Source organism: Actinoplanes sp. NPDC026619 (assembly GCF_040638295.1).
Classification (GTDB): Bacteria; Actinomycetota; Actinomycetes; order Mycobacteriales; family Micromonosporaceae; genus Actinoplanes.
This window is the reverse complement of record NZ_JBEZYA010000013.1, coordinates 1-18,106: the sequence shown is the minus strand read 5'-3', so window position 1 is coordinate 18,106 and position 18,106 is coordinate 1. Positions and strand designations below refer to the sequence as shown.

The 18,106-nt window shown below is 69.3% G+C and carries 13 protein-coding genes; 2 read left to right on the top strand and 11 right to left on the bottom strand.

Going from position 1 to position 18,106, the window contains the following annotated elements:
* Positions 1-124 precede the first annotated feature (124 nt).
* Positions 125-1,885: a DUF4041 domain-containing protein gene (locus AB0E90_RS26360; protein WP_360410963.1), complete on the bottom strand. Its 1,761-nt coding sequence runs from the start codon at positions 1,883-1,885 to the stop codon at positions 125-127.
* A gap of 220 nt (positions 1,886-2,105) precedes the next feature.
* Between AB0E90_RS26360 and AB0E90_RS26355 the strand changes: the two genes are divergently transcribed.
* Positions 2,106-4,244, top strand: coding sequence for a M14 family zinc carboxypeptidase (locus AB0E90_RS26355; protein ID WP_360410960.1), 2,139 nt, complete (start codon positions 2,106-2,108; stop codon positions 4,242-4,244).
* 131 nt (positions 4,245-4,375) lie between these two features.
* Here the strand turns inward: AB0E90_RS26355 and AB0E90_RS26350 are convergent, their stop codons facing one another.
* From AB0E90_RS26350 to AB0E90_RS26320, 7 genes are all read right to left on the bottom strand, one after another.
* Entirely contained in the window at positions 4,376-5,383 is a 1,008-nt protein-coding gene (locus AB0E90_RS26350) for a sugar phosphate isomerase/epimerase family protein (RefSeq protein WP_360410957.1), read from the bottom strand.
* A gap of 359 nt (positions 5,384-5,742) precedes the next feature.
* Positions 5,743-6,675, bottom strand: coding sequence for a TIM barrel protein (locus AB0E90_RS26345; RefSeq protein WP_360410954.1), 933 nt, complete (start codon positions 6,673-6,675; stop codon positions 5,743-5,745).
* Between the two features lie 494 nt (positions 6,676-7,169).
* Positions 7,170-8,375 carry a Gfo/Idh/MocA family oxidoreductase gene (locus AB0E90_RS26340; RefSeq protein WP_360410951.1) on the bottom strand — a complete coding sequence of 402 codons (1,206 nt, stop codon included), beginning with the start codon at positions 8,373-8,375 and terminating at the stop codon, positions 7,170-7,172.
* A gap of 52 nt (positions 8,376-8,427) precedes the next feature.
* Positions 8,428-9,468, bottom strand: a complete 1,041-nt coding sequence (locus AB0E90_RS26335) for a substrate-binding domain-containing protein (RefSeq protein ID WP_360410948.1) — start codon at positions 9,466-9,468, stop codon at positions 8,428-8,430.
* 46 nt (positions 9,469-9,514) lie between these two features.
* On the bottom strand, positions 9,515-10,477 hold the full coding sequence (locus AB0E90_RS26330) for an ABC transporter permease (RefSeq protein ID WP_360411690.1): 963 nt from the start codon (positions 10,475-10,477) through the stop codon (positions 9,515-9,517).
* Positions 10,478-10,512: 35 nt separating this feature from the next.
* On the bottom strand, positions 10,513-12,156 hold the full coding sequence (locus tag AB0E90_RS26325) for a sugar ABC transporter ATP-binding protein (protein ID WP_360410945.1): 1,644 nt from the start codon (positions 12,154-12,156) through the stop codon (positions 10,513-10,515).
* Positions 12,153-13,343, bottom strand: a complete 1,191-nt coding sequence (locus AB0E90_RS26320) for an ROK family transcriptional regulator (RefSeq protein ID WP_360411687.1) — start codon at positions 13,341-13,343, stop codon at positions 12,153-12,155. Before AB0E90_RS26320 ends, AB0E90_RS26325 begins: the two co-directional genes overlap by 4 nt.
* A gap of 702 nt (positions 13,344-14,045) precedes the next feature.
* Between AB0E90_RS26320 and AB0E90_RS26315 the strand changes: the two genes are divergently transcribed.
* Entirely contained in the window at positions 14,046-15,365 is a 1,320-nt protein-coding gene (locus tag AB0E90_RS26315; RefSeq protein ID WP_360410942.1) for a YhjD/YihY/BrkB family envelope integrity protein, read from the top strand.
* 112 nt (positions 15,366-15,477) lie between these two features.
* Here AB0E90_RS26315 and AB0E90_RS26310 read toward each other — a convergent pair whose 3' ends face one another.
* From AB0E90_RS26310 to AB0E90_RS26300, 3 genes are read right to left on the bottom strand one after another with little or no spacing between them, the layout of a single operon-like run.
* Complete coding sequence (locus tag AB0E90_RS26310; protein WP_360410939.1) at positions 15,478-16,287, bottom strand: ABC transporter permease; 810 nt, start codon at positions 16,285-16,287, stop codon at positions 15,478-15,480.
* A gap of 18 nt (positions 16,288-16,305) precedes the next feature.
* The gene (locus AB0E90_RS26305) at positions 16,306-17,064 is read right to left on the bottom strand and encodes an ABC transporter permease (RefSeq protein ID WP_360410936.1); all 759 of its coding nucleotides are present in this window, start codon (positions 17,062-17,064) and stop codon (positions 16,306-16,308) included.
* On the bottom strand, positions 17,064-17,993 hold the full coding sequence (locus AB0E90_RS26300) for an ABC transporter ATP-binding protein (RefSeq protein WP_360411684.1): 930 nt from the start codon (positions 17,991-17,993) through the stop codon (positions 17,064-17,066). Before AB0E90_RS26300 ends, AB0E90_RS26305 begins: the two co-directional genes overlap by 1 nt.
* Between the last annotated feature and the right edge of the window lie 113 nt (positions 17,994-18,106).

Here is an 18,106-nt window from a genome sequence, read left to right as displayed (position 1 = left end):
CGGGCGAAAGCCCGCCACCCCCAGGGCCGAACCACCGCAGAAGTACGCCGTCGGAGTCCACGACCGCACCGCGGCAGAACCCAGCGACTCATGCCGAGCGCCACCCCAGCGGCGATCAAGGCGATCAAGCAGCAATAACCGCCTCCTGGCGATCCCGTCGGCTGGCGCGCCACTCCACGGCTTCCGGGTCCTCGTGGTACTCGAGCAGATGCTGGCCCGCCACCTGCGCCAGAATCCCCCGCACCTCGGCCGGCGAGGCGTAGAAGAACTCCCGCTGCTGATTCACCAGGTTGACCTTGCGTTCGGCCAGCGCCTGATGCAGGCGCGACTCGAGCCCCACCGCGTCCGCACTGAAGATCAGCGCGTGGGTGTCGAAGCGGAACGGCACGCTGGCGTCACCCAGCTCCCGGATCCGGTCGTTCGGCTCCAGCCGCCGCGTCATGCCGATCTTCACCATCTCCGGCCCGAAGGCGCCGATGTTGCTGATCACGTAGACGTACCCGGCCCGGATGTTCGCCTCGCGTTCCTCGACGCCGTGGATGGCGTCGGCGATCTCCCCCAGCTTGCCGGCGAGTTCCGCGGCCGCCACGGTGTCACCCTGGACCCGCAGGCGTTCCAGCACCGTCCGATAGTGGGCCTGCTCCTTGAGCAGGCGGCCCTTCTCCCGCTCGAAGTCGCGCTGCGCCCGCTCCTCCTCCCGCTGCCGTTCGCGCTGGGCGCGGATCAGCTCCTTCTCCTCCTCGACCTTGCCGAGGTAGTCCGCGGTCAGCCTGATCTCGGCGAGCCGGGCCCGGTGGTAGTCGGCCGAGATGCTGATCTGCATGGTCGTGCCGAGCTTGGCGATGGTGTCCCGCACCTTGGTCAGCCGATCGGTGACGGCGGCGAGCCGGTGCGGGCGAACGGTCCGCACGCAGTTGTCCGCCTCGGCGTTGTAGGCGCGCAGCATCAGTTTCGAGAAGTCCCGGACCATCGCCGTGCCCTCCCGCGCGGAGTCGTTCACGAGCCAGTTCGTCGTGGCGGTCACGGCGCCCCCGGCCCGCGTCATCTGCCTGACCGTCTCCTTGATCTGATCGAGCCGGCTCTTGTAGGCGACCGCGTCCTCGAGCGGATGCAGATACTGGTAGAGGCCGGCCTGCTGCAGGATCGCGGTCTCCCGCACCTCCACGAGCTGCTGCCGCAGGGCCGTCACCTCGGCGCACAGGGCGTCGCGCTGCTGCACCATCCGCACCGATTCCGCCCGCAGAACCGCCGGGTCGATGCCGATCAGGCGCCGCAGTTCGGCATGCGACGCTTCGACCTTCCCGCCGAGCCGCGCCGTCTCCGCGCGCAACGCCTCGTTCTCCGATCGCGTGCCCGCCACCACGATCTGCAGCGATTCGACCTCGGCCTCGAGCTCCTTACGACGACCACCGAACACGCTGACCGAGTTCTTCGGCCCCGGATTGGCCAGCGCCGGATTGGCCAGCGCCGGATTGGCCAGCGCCGGACGGGTCGGCGCCAGACTGTTCTGCGCCGGAATGCCCGGCGGCGCAATGTTCAGCGCCGGAACAGTCGGCACCGGAACGATCGGCACCGGGATATTCGGCACCGGGATATTCGGCACCGGGATATTCGGCACCGGGATATTCGGCACCGGGATATTCGGCACCGGGATATTCGGCACCGGACCATTCAGCGCCGGACCATTCAGCGCCGGACCATTCAGCGCCGGACCATTCAGCGCCGGACCATTCAGCGCCGGACCATTCAGCGGCCGCGGCTGCCAGAACTGCCAGCCGGCCGGAGCGGCTGGCCACGACGGCTCCGGCCGCCACCCGGCGGGCGGCACCCATCCCTCCGGCGGCTGCGGCCAGCCGGGCGGCACAACGAAGACGTGGTCGGTCACGGCAAGCACCACCCGGCGCGAACGAAGAACATCGTCCCGAAGCTAGGCGCAAACCCCGTCCGTTCTGGACCTCCGTAGCGGCAGCACCGCTTGGCCGGGCGGTGGAAGAAATCCGCCGGATCGCGGACCGCCGTCGTGGAAGAGCCCACATGTCGATTGACATACCTCGATGACTTGCAGTGGGGTGAAGCAGACATCCTTCGATGACGCAGGAGGCTTCATGCCCGCACGGGGCCGATGGGCCGCGGCGCTCTCCGCGGTTCTTCTCACCGTCACGCTCATGCCACCCGAGGCGAACGCCGCGACAGTGGCAACCGCCGCAACGCAGGCAACCGCCGCAACGCAGGCAACCGCCGCAACGCCGGCGAACGCCGCGACAGCGGCCGACCCGGGCGTGGCGGTCACGCTGGGCGACGCCGAGCATGCACTCGTCCGCTTCCGCCTTCCCGACGAGGCCGCGTTGCAACGGCTCGTCAGCGAGGGCGCCGACATCGCCGCCCGGCCACGCACCTCGGCCGACGGCGCCGTCCTCGCCGATCTGGTGGTCGACGCCGCGCAGCTACGCGCGCTGACCAGCGCCGGCGCGCAACCGGTCCAGGTCATCGAGCGGGACGGCGACGGCACCCGGCGGGTCGCCGCGAGCAAGACGACGTTCGCGGCCGCCGCCGACACGCTGCAGTTCCTGCAGGCCTACTGGTGGACCACCGGCGGGCAGACCTTCCTGCAGACGCAGGTCGCCACGACCGCCACCGCCGATCCGGACGTCGAGATCACCGTCACCTGGACGACCGCCGACGGCGCGACCGGCTCCTACCAGCTGGTGCGGTTCGAGGACTCCGGCGAATACCAGTACCACTACGCGCTGCCACAGCCGCTGCCGGCCAAGCCGACGCAGGTGGTGGCGACGTCGAGCCTGGGCGGCAGGAGCCGCACCGTGACGCCGGCGGCCTGGCCGAACGCCACTCCCCCGGCGCTGCCGGCCGGATATCAGAAGGACTTCGTCGACGCCTACCTGACGCCGACCGACATCGCGGCGCGGATCAAGCGGCTCAAGCGGCAATATCCGGCTCTGCTCGACGTCATCAACCTCCCGAACAAGACCCAGGGCTATCGGCGTACGGCGGTGGCCTACCTCGGCGACCCGAACTCCGCCGCCGTGGTGGTCGAGTCGATCGCGTTCGGCGACCAGGGGTGGAACGGCGTCCAGGTGAAGACGGTCGACCCCGGCCGGGCGAACGGGACGCTTTTCGCGACGTACCGCGACCGGGTCTTGACCTTGAAGCTGGCCACCGATTCCGGTGGCAAGGTGATCAGCTCGACCGACGACGTGGCCGCTTTTATCACCGCGAAATATCCGCAGCGGTTCCGCGCCGTCGTCGAGGACGGTTCGGCCGGGCTGCCGATGCCGGTGGCCGGGCCGGTCGCGCTGGACGACGGCTTGAAGGGCACCGAGGTGTCGACGAAACCGTGGACGGTTCAGGCGTTGCGCATCGGCAAGGTGCGCGACGGTTCGAAGACCGGCGTTCTCGCGTTCAGCCAGGAACACGCGCGTGAATGGGCGACGCCGTTGGTGACGCTCGAGTTCGCCGAGCGGCTGCTGGCCAATTACGCCACCGACGCGGCCACCCGGCAGCTCGTCGATTCGGTCGACATCTTCGTGATTCCGACGGTGAACCCGGACGGCGCCAACTACACGTTCAACGATTACAACTTCCAACGCAAAAACCTGGTCAATCACTGTACGGGCGCCAGCCGCGACCCCCGTTACCGCAATTCCTGGGGCGTCGACGTGAACCGCAACTACGCCGTCGGATCCTATTTCGACGGTTACGTGGGCGGCAGCGCGAACTGTCTGTCCGGCACCTACTCGGGCACCGCCGAACTGTCCGAGCCGGAGAGCAGCAACGTGATCGCACTGGCCGGCGCGCACCCGAACATCAAGTTCGCGCTCAACGTGCACAGCTACGGCGGCTATTTCATGTGGCCGCCGGGCGCCTATCGCGCCGACGGCCGGGTCACGTTGCCGCGCCCGTCGATCGACGAGTCGAAGTTCTTCCTGGACAGCGCGCGCCGCATCGTCGGGGCGATCGCGGCCGAGCGGGGGACGGTCACGTGGCCGTCGTACACCGGCCCGGTTGCCGATGTGCTCTATTCGGCGGCCGGAAACTCGGCCGACCAGCTCTACTACGACCTGGGCATCGACGCCTGGGACTTCGAGATCGGCAACGACCTCTGGAATTCCGCCACGCAGGAGTGGGAGGGCGTCGGTTTCCAGCCGCCGTACGACGAGGCCCACGCGGAGTCGCAGGAGTACGCGGGCGGCCTGATGGAACTCGTTCGGATCGCCAGCGAGCAGTGAACGATGGGGGCGGGCACTGCCCGCCCCCACCAGCCCCAGGACGACTCAGCCTCAGGACGACTCAGCCCCAGGACGACTCAGCCTCAGGACGACTCAGCCTCAGGACGACTCAGCCTCAGGACGACTCAGCCTCAGGACGACGACGAGAACGCCGCGTCGAAGGCGGCGCCCGGTGCGTCGAACGCCAGCCGCCGCACGAACTGCAGCGCCTCGGGCGCGCCGACGAGCCGGTCCATCCCGGCGTCCTCCCACTCGATCGAGATCGGACCGTCGTAGCCGATCGCGTTCAGCGCCCGGAAACAGTCCTCCCACGGCACGTCGCCGTGCCCGGTCGACACGAAGTCCCAGCCGCGGCGCAGGTCGGCCCAGGGCAGATGCGAGCTCAGCCGCCCGCGCCGCCCGTCCCCGGTGCGAACCTTGGCGTCCTTGCAGTCGACGTGATAGATCAGGTCTTTGAACTCGAGGATGAAGTTGACCGGGTCGAGGTCCTGCCACACGAAGTGCGACGGATCCCAGTTCAGCCCGAAGGCGGGCCGGTGCCCGATCGCGTCGAGCGCCCGCCGCGTGGTCCAGTAGTCGTAGGCGATCTCGCTCGGGTGCACCTCGTGCGCGAACCGGACGCCGACCTCGTCGAACACGTCGAGGATCGGGTTCCACCGGTCGGCGAAGTCCTGGTAACCGCGATCGATCATGGCCTGCGACGCGGGCGGGAACATCGCCACGGTGTGCCAGATGGACGACCCGGTGAAGCCGACGACGGTCTTGACCCCGAGCCGGGCGGCCGCGCGGGCGGTGTCCTTCATCCGTTCCGCGGCCCGGGACCGGACGCCCTCGGGTTCGCCGTCACCCCAGATCGACGGGGGCAGGATGTCCTGGTGGCGCTCGTCGATCGGGTGGTCGCAGACCGCCTGACCCACGAGGTGGTTGGAGATCGCGTACACCTTCAGGTGGTGCTTCTCCAGAAGGGCGCGCTTGCGGTCGATGTAGTCGGGCTCGGCGAGGGCCCGGTCCACCTCGAAGTGATCACCCCAGCAGGCGATCTCGAGTCCGTCGTAGCCCCACTCGGCGGCCAGCCGGCACACCTCGTCGAACGGCAGGTCGGCCCACTGGCCGGTGAAGAGCGTGATGGGTCGGGCCATGTGTCTCTACTCCCCCTGATCTGGTCAGCCCCTGCCGCGGTAAGCAGAGTGCAGCCGTCATCGGCGGGCGGCGAGGGATGACCGACCAGTGCGGGACCACCGTGGCGGGCGTCGCGACCGCCCGGGTTTGCGCCTCCCGAGCGGCCCGCCGGCAGAGCGGAACCTGCGACGACTCTATCGCGCTGAGCTGCCCACGGACCTGTCCCAGCACGGTCCAGATCGCAGCACGGTCAATCCCAGCACGGCCAATTCCAGCACGGGTCAATCCCAGCACGGGTCAATCCCAGCACGGGCCAATCCCAGCACGGGTCAATCCCAGCACGGGTCGATCCCAGCGGCGAGCCCCACACCGGGCGGCGTTAACGCACGGGGCAGGGCTCGACCTCGGGCGCGAGGCCGAGGGCGGCCAGTTCGGCGAGGAGGTAGGCGACGTCGGCCGCGACCTGCTCCGGCGTCGGGTCGGGGGTGCGCGACAGCAGGGTCAGATATTCGGTGAGGGGCCCGGCGGCGCCGAAGACCTGACGCAGGGCGGTGCGCCATGGCTCGGTCGTGCCGCCGGGCACGGCGGTGAGGCGGACCTCGATGACCGACAGGCCGGCGTCGGTGATCGCCTCGATGCCGGCGGCCGGGTCGGCCCAGGTGCGGGCGATGTGGCCGAGGTCGAGGCAGACGCCGAGGCGTTCCTTGTCGATGCGGCTGAGCGCCGCCACGGTCTGCTCCGGAGTGTCGAGCACGAACCCGGCGCCGGGCTGGAAACCGACCCGGACGGCGCGCCCGTTCTGCCAGGCCAGGTCGGCCAGGCCGGCCGAGAGCCGGCGCAGGATGCCGGCGCCGGCCTTGTCGGACGCCTCGGCCCAGCCCGTGCGGGGGCCGAGGCCCATGGTGCTGACCGCGCCGCGGACCGCGTCGGCGTCGAGCAGGTCGAGCAGGATGCGGGCGAGGTCCAGCGTGTACTCCCGGCGAGCCGGTTCGGTCCACGTTGGCTCTGGCTCGGTGGTGGGCTGATCGCCGCCGCCCTCGGCGAAGGGCGCCCCGCTCAACGTGACGACCTCGAGACGACGGGCGTCGAGCTCGGCACGAAGCCGGGTGCGGGCGCGGCTCTCTACGGCGAGGGCGGCGGCGAGTGCGGGAGGAAGCCAGAGGTTCACACCGAGCCGGTCGGCGCCGAGCCGGGCACGGACGGCACCGTAGGTGTCGAGCCGATCGACGAGTCCCGGTAGATTGCTCTCGGGTCGCGGGGCGATCTCACAACTGAGGTGCACGATCCGGCCGGAAGGATGTCTCAGCCGCATCAGAACCCTCCCCGCCCGATCGCACCGGTGCAGATGCACGTGCATCCGCAAGTGCGTTGGCGTCCAGTATGGACCATGCCGCCGCCGATCCTCGACGCGTGCGGGGCGGTCCGTCGGGTTGCCATGACGCCTCCATCCGTGGGGTCCCTCTACCCCCCGATACGAGCGTCATGTGTCCACAGGATCAGCGGCGTACGTACCGTGCGACGCGGTGACCGGCACCAACATGATCGTGGGAACGGCAGAAGATCGGCGGTCGCCGATGCCTGCGGCTATGGTGACCTGCCGGTAGAAGGGTGCGCAAGCAAGCCGCAACACCGCGGGAGAGCGTTATCTATGTGCGTCATATGCACGTTCGGACACGCACGCGACGATCACTCGTGCGAACGAAAGATCTTCGCCGCACCGTCGCGGGCCGGCCCGGCGCGGGGCGCAACCGCACCGTTCCCTCACCGGCTCCGCGACGGACGTCCACGGCGGCCCCGAGCCGGATCTCAGACGGCCTCAACTTCGGTCCACTGTGCTGACGCCGCCGAACGCGACACCGCGTCCAGCACCAACTGCACCTGCAGCGCGTCGGCGAACGACGGCGCCGGGTCCTTGCCGACGCCGATCGCCTCGATCAGGTCGCGCATCTCGTGGGTGAACGAGTGCTCGTAACCGATCAGGTGCCCGGGCGGCCACCACGCCGCCATGTACGGGTGCTCCGGCTCGGTCACCAGGATGCGACTGAAGCCCTGGTCGGCGCCGGGCAGCGCGGCGTCGTAGAACTCGAGCTCGTTCATCCGCTCGAAGTCGAAGACCAGCGAGCCGAGCGAGCCGTTCAGCTCGACCCGCAGCCCGTTCTTGCGGCCGGTCGCGAAACGGGTCGCCTCGTAGGTGGCGATCGCCCCGCCGTCGAGCCGGGCCAGGAACAGCGCCGCGTCGTCCACCGTGACGTCGCCCCGCTCGGGCCCCGACGACGACAGCCCGGACGACGCCGACAGCCCGGACGACGACGCCGACAGCCCGGCCGAGGCGCCCGGCAACGGCCGGGACTTCACGAACGTCTCGGTCATGGCCGTCACCGACCGGATCGACCGCCCGGTCACGAACTGGGTCAGGTCGATGATGTGGGCGCCGATGTCGCCGAGCGCGCCCGACCCGGCCACCTCCTTGCGCAGGCGCCAGACCAGCGGGAACTCCGGGTCGACGATCCAGTCCTGCAGATAGACGGCGCGCACGTGCCGGATGTCGCCGATCCGGCCGGCCTCGACCAGGCGGCGCATGAGGGCCACGGCGGGCACCCGGCGGTAGTTGAAGCCGCACATGCTGCGTACGCCCCGGGTCTGCGCAGCCGTCGCCGCCGCCGCCATCTCCCGGGCCTCGGCCACCGTGTTGGCCAGGGGTTTCTCGCACATCACGTGCTTGCCGGCGGCGAGCGCGGCCAGGGCGATCTCGGCATGCGTGTCGCCGGGCGTGCAGATGTCGACGAGATCGACGTCGTCGTCCTCGATCACAGCCCGCCAGTCGGTGGTGTGCGATTCCCACCCGAACTTGGCGGCCGCGGCCGCCACCCCGTCCGGGGAGCGGCCGCACACCACCCGCATCCGTGCCGACAGCGGCAGGTCGAAGAATCGGTTCACGGTGCGCCACGCCTGCGAATGCGCGGCGCCCATGAACGCGTAGCCGACCATGCCGACCCGCAGCTGTTCCGACATGAATCCCCCTACTTCCCGGCCGGCGACTTTCCCGGCGATGCTGAAGATCGACTCAGAACCCCAGCTTGGCGTACTTCGCGGCGTTGTCCTTGGTGATCGTCTCGGAAGCGAGAGTGATCTCCTTGGGTACCTGCAGCTCGACCAGGTCACCCAGGCCCTTGCCCTGGCCGATCAACCGGGCCAGCGAGATCGCCGACGAGGCCATCGACGGGCTGTAGGTGACGGTCGCCTTCAGCACGCTGTTGTCGGCGACGATCGCGTCGATGGCAACCTTGGAGCCGGCGCCGCCGACCATGAAGAACTCGCTGCGGCCGGCCTGCTTGATCGCGGCGAGCACCCCGATGCCCTGGTCGTCGTCGTGGTTCCAGAGCGCGTCCATCTTGGGCAGCGCCTGCAGGAGCGAGGTCGCGGACGCCTGACCCGAGTCGGCGGTGAACTCGGCCGGCCTGCGGTTGGCGACCTTGAACCCGTACGTCGCCAATGCGGTGTTGAATCCCTGCGTGCGTTCCTGGGTCAGCTCGAGCGAGTCGATGCCGGGGATCTCCCCGATGATCGGGTTGCTGACGCCCTTGGCCTTGAGCTGCTCGCCGATGTAGGTGCCGGCGGCCAGCCCCATGCCGAAGTTGTCGCCCTTGATCTGCAGCCGGAAGGCGGCCTGCGAGGGGAACGCGCGGTCGAGGTTGACCACCGGAATGCCGGCCCGCATCGCCTCCAGGCCGGCCGCGTTGAGCTCCTTGCCGTCGTACGGGAGCATCACGATCACGGTGGGCTTCTGCGAGATCAGCGTGGCCAGGGCGGCCCGTTGCGCGGCCGCGTCGGCGCCGGCTTCGACGCTCTTGAGCTCCACATCGGAGTACGCGGCCGCCTGCGCCTTGGCGTTGTTGGTGATGGCGGCGATCCAGCCGTGGTCGGCGGCCGGCGCCGAGAATCCGATGACGACCTTCTGGCCGGTCGCGGCGTTCGCGTCCCCGCTTTCATTGGTCTTCACCTGGGTGTTGTTACCGGGGTCGTTGCTGGTGCAGGCGGTCAGCAGGGCGCCGGCGCCGACGGCCGCGCCACCGAACAAAACGTGCCTGCGGGACAAAGCGGACATGATTCCTCCCAAGGGGTACCCGGAAGAGAGCAGGCCGGGCGAGAGATCAGCGCTTGAGTAGTTGCGTGAGAGAGCGGTATCGGAACTGCTGGATCAACACCGCGGCGACGATGATGCCGCCCTTGACCATGTTCTGGACCTCGGTGGAGAGGTTGTTGATCGCGAAGAGGTTGGTGATGGTGGAGAAGACCAGCACCCCGAACAGGGCGCCGACGATGGTGCCGCGGCCACCGCTGAGCAGCGTGCCGCCGATGATCGCCGCAGCGATCGCGTCGAGTTCGTACAGGTTCGCCATGGCGGCCTGAGCACTGGTCGCCTGGGACGTGAGCATGATCGCGCCGATGCCGCAGCAGAGCCCGCTCAAGGCGTACAGCATCACGGTGTGTCGTTTGACGTTGATGCCGGCCAGCCGGGCCGCCTCCGGATTGCCGCCGACCGCGACCGTGCGCCGGCCGAACGTGGTGCGGTTGAGCAGCACCCAGCCGGCCGCCACCACCACGGCCAGCATCCACACCAGCAGCGGGATGCCGATCACCTTCGTGGTGGCGATGCCGTTGATCGTGTCGTTCGCCGAGACCTGGGTCTGTTTGCCGGAGATCTGCGCGGCCAGGCCACGAGCCGACACCAGCATGGCGAGGGTGGCGATGAAGGGGACGAGCCGCCCGTACGAGATGAGCACCCCGTTGACGACGCCGACCGCGAGGCCGACCACCAGGGCCGTGAAGATCATGCCGGCGGCGCCGTAGCCCTGCGTGGCAAGCGTCGTGCTCCACACGCCGGCGAGGGCGATGATCGCGCCGACCGACAGATCGATGCCACCCCCGATGATCACGAAGGTCATGCCGACCGTGACCACCCCGATCGCGGACGCCTGCTGGAGGATCACCAGCACGTTGTTGTGCACCCAGATCGGGTCGGAGTAAAGCTCCGGCCTGGTGACGATCCCGATGACCACCAGGATGACCAGCACCCCGACCAGACCCAGGTTGCGGATCGCGCCGTCGTCCATCTGGCGCCGGGTCTTGGCCGGCACTGCCTCGGCGATCACTTCGGCTCCCCTTCCACCAGCGAGTTGACCATTTGCGACTCAGCCATCAATGAATCCGCCGTCAGCGATCCCGCCATGACGAGGTCGAGGACGGTGTCCTCGTCGAGTTCGTCGGCCGGCGCCTCGTGGACGAGCCGGCCCTCGCGCATCACCAGGACCCGATCGGCGAGGCCGAGCACCTCGGGCACCTCGCTGGAGACCAGCAGCACGGCCACGCCGTCGTCGGCCAGCCCGCGGATCACCTGGTACAACTCGGCGCGCGCGCCGACATCGACGCCGCGGGTGGGCTCGTCGAGCAGCAGCAGTCGGGTGCCGCCCAGCAACCAGCGCCCCACCACGACCTTCTGCTGGTTGCCGCCGGAGAGCGTGCGCACCGGCCGGTCGACGTCGCGGGGCCGCAGATCGAGCAGATCGGCGGTGCGCAGCGCGGCGGCCCGCTCGTCGCGGGCGTCGGTGAAACCGGCGTGCGCGAACCCGGCGAACGAGGCCAGCGTCATGTTCTTGTAGACCGGCTCGTCGAGCAGCAGCGCCTGGCTCTTGCGCTCCTCCGGGGCCATGCCGATGCCGCGGGCCACGGCCGACCCGACACCGGTGATCCGGCGACCGGCCATGGTGACCGTCCCCGCGTCGGGGCGGCGGGCGCCGAAGATGGTCTCGAGCAGCTCGGAGCGGCCGGAGCCGACCAGGCCGGCGATTCCCACGATCTCGCCTTCCGCGACCGCGAGCGACGCGTCGGCGAACTCGCCGTGCCGGGTGAGCCCGTCCACGACCAGGATCGGCTCGCCGGCTCTCGATTCCCCCGCTATCGGCGTCCGCTCCGGGAAGACGTACTCGATGCTGCGGCCGGTCATCTTGCCGACCAGCTCCCGGGTTCCGGTGGTGCGGGCCGGCAGGTCGGCCGCGGTGGTGCGGCCGTCCTTGAGGACCGTGACCCGGTCGCCGATCTCGCGGATCTCGGCCAGCCGGTGCGAGATGTAGATGACGGCGATGCCCTGCGCGGTCAGCTCCCGGATGATCCGGAACAGGTTGGCGACCTCGTCATGGGCGAGCACGGCGCTGGGCTCGTCCATGACGATCAGCCGGGCGTCGTGCGAGAGCGCACGCGCCATGCTGACGATCTGCTTCCCCGCTGCCGGAAGGTGTTTGACCAGGCGGCGCGGCGGAATCTCCGGGTGACCGAGCCGAGCCAGGATGTCGCGGGTGCGCGCCGCGATGGCCCGCCGCCGGGTGAACCCGAACCGGCTCTGCTCGTGCCCGAGGAACGCATTTTCGGCCACCGACAGGTCGTCGACCAGGTCCAGCTCCTGATAAATGGTGGCGATCCCGGCCCGCATCGCGGCCTGCGGCGTGGCCGGCGCGAACGGCGCCCCCAGCCAGCTGATCTCACCGCCGTCCGCGTGGTGCACCCCGGCGAGCACCTTGATCAGGGTCGACTTGCCGGCCCCGTTCTGCCCGAGCAGGCAGTGCACCTCGCCCGCGCGCACCTGCAGCTGAACACCATCCAGCGCCCGCACCCCCGGGAACGTCTTGACGACGTCGGTGAGCCGCAGAACAACCTCACCGACCTCATCGACCTCCCTGACCTCGCCGACCTCGCCGACATCTCTGACCTCGCCGGCATCGCCGGCCGGGGCGGTCATGACGCCTGCTCGAAAGCCATGTCGCTGGCGAGCACCGCGGCCCCGGTCACCCCGGCGCGACTGCCCAGTTCGGACAGCACGACCGGAAGGTTCCCGGTGGCCAGCGGCAGCGACCGCCGATAGACGACACTCCTGATCTCGGCCAGTAGTACGTGCCCGAGCTGGGCCATACCACCCCCGATCACGATCATCGAAGGATTGGCGAACGACACCAGCGTGGCCAGGACCCCACCGACCCGCCGCCCGCCTTCGCGGATCAGCCGGATGCAGGTGACGTCCCCCTCGGCCGCCCCCTCCGCCACATCCTTGGCGGTGAGCTCCCCGCCGTCGGCCAGCCGCCCGGCGAGACGCTCGGCCAGCGCCGGCGACTCCCCCGCCCGCGCCGCCGCAAGAGCGTCCCGGGACAGCGCCGCCCCACTGAACAGCGCCTCCAGACATCCGGCGTTGCCGCACGAGCAGACCGGCCCGTTGGCATCGACCTGAATGTGCCCGATATCCCCCGCACACCCGTCGACCCCGCGAAAAACCGTCCCCGCGAGATGAATCCCGCAGCCGATTCCCGTGCCGATCTTGACGAACAGAAAATCGTCCACCGAATGCGCGACCCCACCGTGCCGCTCGCCGATAGCCATGATGTTGACGTCGTTGTCCACCACGGCCGGGCAGCTGTGCTCCCGCGCGAGCAGTTCCCGCACCGGATAGCGGTCCCACCCCGGCATGATCGGCGGCGAGACCGGCACCCCGTCGCGAAAACTGACCGGCCCCGGCACCCCGATCCCGACCGCATCGAGCCGCTCGTAGGCGCCGTCGGTGCGAGCTTTGGCGAGCAGTTCATTGACCCGCTGCAATATCACTTTGGGCCCGGACCGGATATCGGCGGCTTCCCGATAAACCGCAACCGGCTCCAGCCGCCCATTGACGACCTCGATGTCGATCGAACTGGCCCCGAGATCCACCGCCGCGAACCGCAACCGCGGATGAATCTCCACCAGCGTCGACCGCCGCCCACCACGCGAGGCCGCCATCCCCGCCTCAGCGATGAGCCCCGCCGCAACGAGCCGCTCGACCTCAGCAAGCAGCCGCGGCCGAGTCAACTCGAGCCGGTCCCCCAACTCAGCCCGCGAAACCGCCCCTTCATCCCGAAGAAGCCGCAAAATCCGCAGGTGGGGAGCATCAACCAGAAACACGGACACCTCCGAGCGGAACCTTCACACACGCGGTGTTGCGCCCGTCACACTAGGCGCGTTCCGCCCCACCAGTCCAGACCTTCTAGCGTTTCAGTCCCAACTTTCGTCACCAACAGCAAAAGTCGGCACCGCGCCCCCAAGTTGATCAGCCATTTCCCACCCCACCCCAAGCAGCTATACGGAGTTGGCACCGCCCCCAACCGCACAGCGCCGCCCCCGCCCCAGGGCAGACCACCCTGCAACACCGACCCGTCCCCCGCCCCCGGCCCGGCGACCCCCAACCCCACAGCCAGCCTCACGACGGGGGCCGGCCCACCTTGTGGCCAAGACACGGCCCGCCCCACCACCAAAGGCCCGGCCGGCGACGGGGCGAGGCACGCTGTCCCCTCACCCAGCCGCCCCTCACCCCAGCCGCCCCTCACCCCAGCCGCCCCTCACCCCAGCCGCCCCTCACCCCAGCCGCCCCTCACCCCAGCCGCCCCTCACCCCAGCCGCCCCACTTCCGGCGGGAGCGCTTCGCGGGTGAGCTGGGTGCCTGAAGGGTCCGCCGTTCCCGACCGTGCGGGTGGTCTTGGGGGTAGGGCGTTAGGAAGGGGCTCTGCGTGGGCATTGCGGTACTGGTCGTATCCGCACGTGGCGGGGATGTTGAACACGTGCGGCGGGCGGCCGGAAAGACCGCCTTTGCCCGGAGGGGACCCTGCAATGAAGCTCTTCCACAGGGCCGACTCGGCCGAGAACGAACAATCCGAGCGCGCCACCAACGACGACCGGGCCACCGACCGCGCCCCCGCCACAGCGGGCGATGACCGGACCGCCGGCGAGCCGGCCACCAGCGAGCGAGACGACAGCAAACGAGCCACCAGCGAGCGGGACGACAGCAAACGAGCCACCAGCGAGCGGGACGACAGCAAACGAGCCACCAGCGAACGGGACGACAGCAAACGAGCCACCAGCGGGCGGGACGGCAAGGCTTACGCCACCGGGGCCGAGGATTTCGATCTCGAGGCCGCGCGGACAACCAAGACCGGACCGGAACGGGACTACTCAGGGTCGGCCACGCCGCCTGAGGCCGGGCCCCACGCGCCCACCGGACTTGGGGCCAAGGGATTGTTCGCCGCGATCAAGCGCACGTTCAAGCAGTTCTCCGAGGACAACATCTCGGACTGGGCGGCGGCGCTCACCTACTACGGCGTCCTGTCGATCTTCCCGGGCGCGCTGGTGCTGGTGTCGATCGTCGGCCTGCTCGGCCCGAACGGCCAGGACACGGTCAAGGACACGGTCAGCCAGCTGACCGGCAGCCAGGAAGTCACGAAACTGGTCAACACCGTCCTCGACCAGGTGGGCGACTCGGGAGCGTCGAGCTTCACCGCGATCCTCGGTATCGTGTTGGCGTTCTGGTCGGCTTCCGGCTACACCGCCGCCTTCATGCGTGCCTCCAACGCCGTCTACGACGTTCCCGAGGGACGGCCGATCTGGAAGACCCTGCCGATCCGGGTGTCGGTCACTGCCGTCATCGGCATCATGCTCATCGCGTCGGCCTTCATCGTGATCTTCACCGGCGACGTGGCCCGGATCGTCGGCGAGAAGCTCGGTTTCGGCGGCGTCGCTGTCACCACCTGGAACATCGCCAAGTGGCCGGTGTTGATCGTGCTGATCAGCCTGATGTTCGCGATCCTCTACTGGGCGTCGCCGAACGCGAAGACCGGCGGCTTCCGCTGGGTCAGCCCGGGCGGGATCTTCGCGGTGGTGCTGTGGCTGATCGCATCGGGTGGCTTCGCGATCTACCTGGGCAACTTCGCCAACTACGACAAGACCTACGGGACGCTCGGCGGTGTCATCGCCTTCCTCGTCTGGCTGTGGATCTCGAACATCGCCATCCTGCTCGGCGCCGAGCTCGACGCCGAACTGGAACGCGGCCGGGCCATCGCGGCCGGCCACGACCCCACCGACGAGCCGTTCCTGGAGCTGCGCGACGACCGCAAGATCAAGAAAGGCAGCGAACGCGGCCTCAGCACGGATTAACCGTCGCACGAACAGCGGTGGCCGCTCACGGAAACGACAGAGAGCGGCCACCGCTCGCTTGCCGGCACGACATCACGGTTTGCACGACATCACGGTTTGCACGACATCGCGCTCATTTGCACAGCATTGCGTTCATTCGGCGGCCTGCGACGATCAGGCCCACGGCGAGCAGCGCCAGCAGGTAGAGGACGTCCCAAGCCTGGGTCCACCCCACCGGGCCGAGGCTCAGCGCGCGGACCAGGTCGACCGAACGGTAGAGCGGCGTCGCCTCGATCACCCAGCGGACCGCGGCCGGGTAGGCGGTTGCCGGGACGAACGTGCCGGAGAACAGGAACAGGGCGAACTGGCCGGAAACGATCAGGTCGAAATCCTGCCAGCTGCGGATGACCGTCGAGACGGCCATGCCGAGCGCCCCGAACGAGAACCCGATCAGGATCGTCGCCGGCAGCATGGCGGCTGCCCGGGCGGCGCTGGTCAGGTCCATCGCCACCATGATCACCAGGAACGCGGCCGAGTAGAGCATCCCGCGCACCATCGCCCAGGCCAGCTCGCCCAGGGCGATCTCGATCGGACGCACCGGCGTCGCGAGGATCCCCTCGTACAGCCGCATGAACTTCATCTTTCCGAAGAAGTTGAAGGTCGTCTCGGACAGCGCACCGGTCATCGCCGACGCCGCGAGCATGGCCGGGGCGACGAACTCGGCGTAACCCACGAACCGGCCGCCGGCGAGCTCGATGTCGCCGATCAGGCTGCCCACGCCGACGCCGATCGAGAACAGGTACAGCACCGGCTCGAGGAAGCCGGACACCATCACGATCCAATACGTCGAGCGCAGGCAGTTGATGTTGCGCTCGGTCACCGACGCGGCCCGGCGCCCGGTCCCCTCGAAGGCGACGAGTTTCGGCAGAACAGCAGTCAACATTTCAAACCGCCAACCATCTCAGACCGCCAGCCGGCGTCGGAAGCAACGGTGCGCGAGCGTCCACCCGGCCGCGCACCAGATCAGCAGGTAGACCACGTGCACCAGGCCCAGCCAGCCGGGCGCCAGGCCCAGCATCGCGTCCCGGCTCAGCTCGACCCCGTGCCACAGCGGCAGCGCGTACGCCACCCAGCGCAGCACCACCGGCAGCGAGTCCACCGGGAAGAACACCCCGGAGAACAGCGACATCGGCAGCACCGCGAACCGCATCAGGATCGCCAGGTAGCTGTCGCTGGTGATGCTCGCGCTGTAGGCCACCGCCGGGGCCGCCACCGCCAGCCCCACGAGCAGCGACACGACCAGGGTCGCCGGCGCCCACCACGAGTGCACCGCGCCGAACAGGGCCGCCACCACCAGGAACGCGGCCGCGCTGGACAGGATGCGGAACAGCATGAACGCCAGGTGACCGCCGAGGATGTCGGCCACCCGCAGCGGCGCCGCGGCCTGCGCGAAGTAGACCTTCAGCCATTCGAAGTAGCTCAGCACCGGCCAGGTCGCCTCGCCGATCGCCGCCTGCACGGCGGTCGACGCGATCAGGCCGGGCACGATCCAGTCCAGGTACGGCACCCCGTCGACGCCGCCGGACACGAACGAGCCGACGCCCACACCGAAGCCGAGCATCGTGAGCAGCGGCATGACCAGAGTGGACAGCGCGCTTGACCGCCACGTGCGGCGGTAGTTGACCAGGTGGTACTCCAGAACGTACGCCCCGGCGACCATCAGTCCACCAGCGTCCGGCCGGTGAGGTGCAGGAACACGTCCTCCAGGCTGCTGCGCCGCACCAGCACACTGGCCGGCGCCAGCGACCGCCGCTGCACCTCGGCCGCGGCCTCGTCGCCGTCGGCCACGTAGAGCAGGATCCGGTCGGGCAGCACCTCGAGCCGCTCGCCCAGGCCGGCGAGCTTCTCCGCGTAAGCCTCCTGAGACTCGGCGGCGAACCGCAGCTCCACCACCTCGCGCGTGGAATATTGCTCGATCAGCGCCCGCGGGGAGCCCTCGGCCACGATGCGGCCGCCGTCCATCACCACGAGCCGGTCGCACAGCTGCTCGGCCTCGTCCATGTAGTGCGTGGTCAGCACCAGCGTCACGCCCTGCTGCTTGAGCCGGAACAACCGCTCCCACACCAGATGCCGCGCCTGCGGGTCGAGGCCGGTGGTCGGCTCGTCGAGCAGCACGATCTCCGGCTCGTTGACCAGGGCCCGGGCGATCGTCAGCCGCCGTTTCATGCCGCCGGACAGCGGCTCGACCTTGCTGTCGGCGCGCTCGTCGAGCTGCACGAACTCCAGCAGCTCGGCGGCCCGCTGCCGGGCCACCTTGCGGGGAATGCCGAAGAACCGCGCGTACGTCGTGAGGTTCTCCCGCACCGTCAGCTCGATGTCCAGATTGTCCAGCTGGGGACACACGCCGAGCTTCGCCCTGATCTTCGGGCCGTCGCGTCGCGGATCCAGCCCCAGAATGCGCAGCACGCCGTCGGTGGGTGGCGACACACACCCGATCATGCGCATGGTCGAGCTCTTGCCGGCGCCGTTGGGACCGAGAAACCCGAACGCCTCGCCCCGCCGCACATCGACGTCGATGCCGTCGACCGCCGTGAACGGTGCCGCCTTGGGATTGGCGAACCTTTTCACCAGGCCGCGCGCATGAATCATTGAGTCCACGGCAGCGACCCTAGCGGGAGTTTCGCGGCTAGTTTGATCTTGGTTGTGTTTTCGCTGGTGGTGGGTGGGTTCGGACGCTGGTGGTGTATTACCCACCGGGGGTT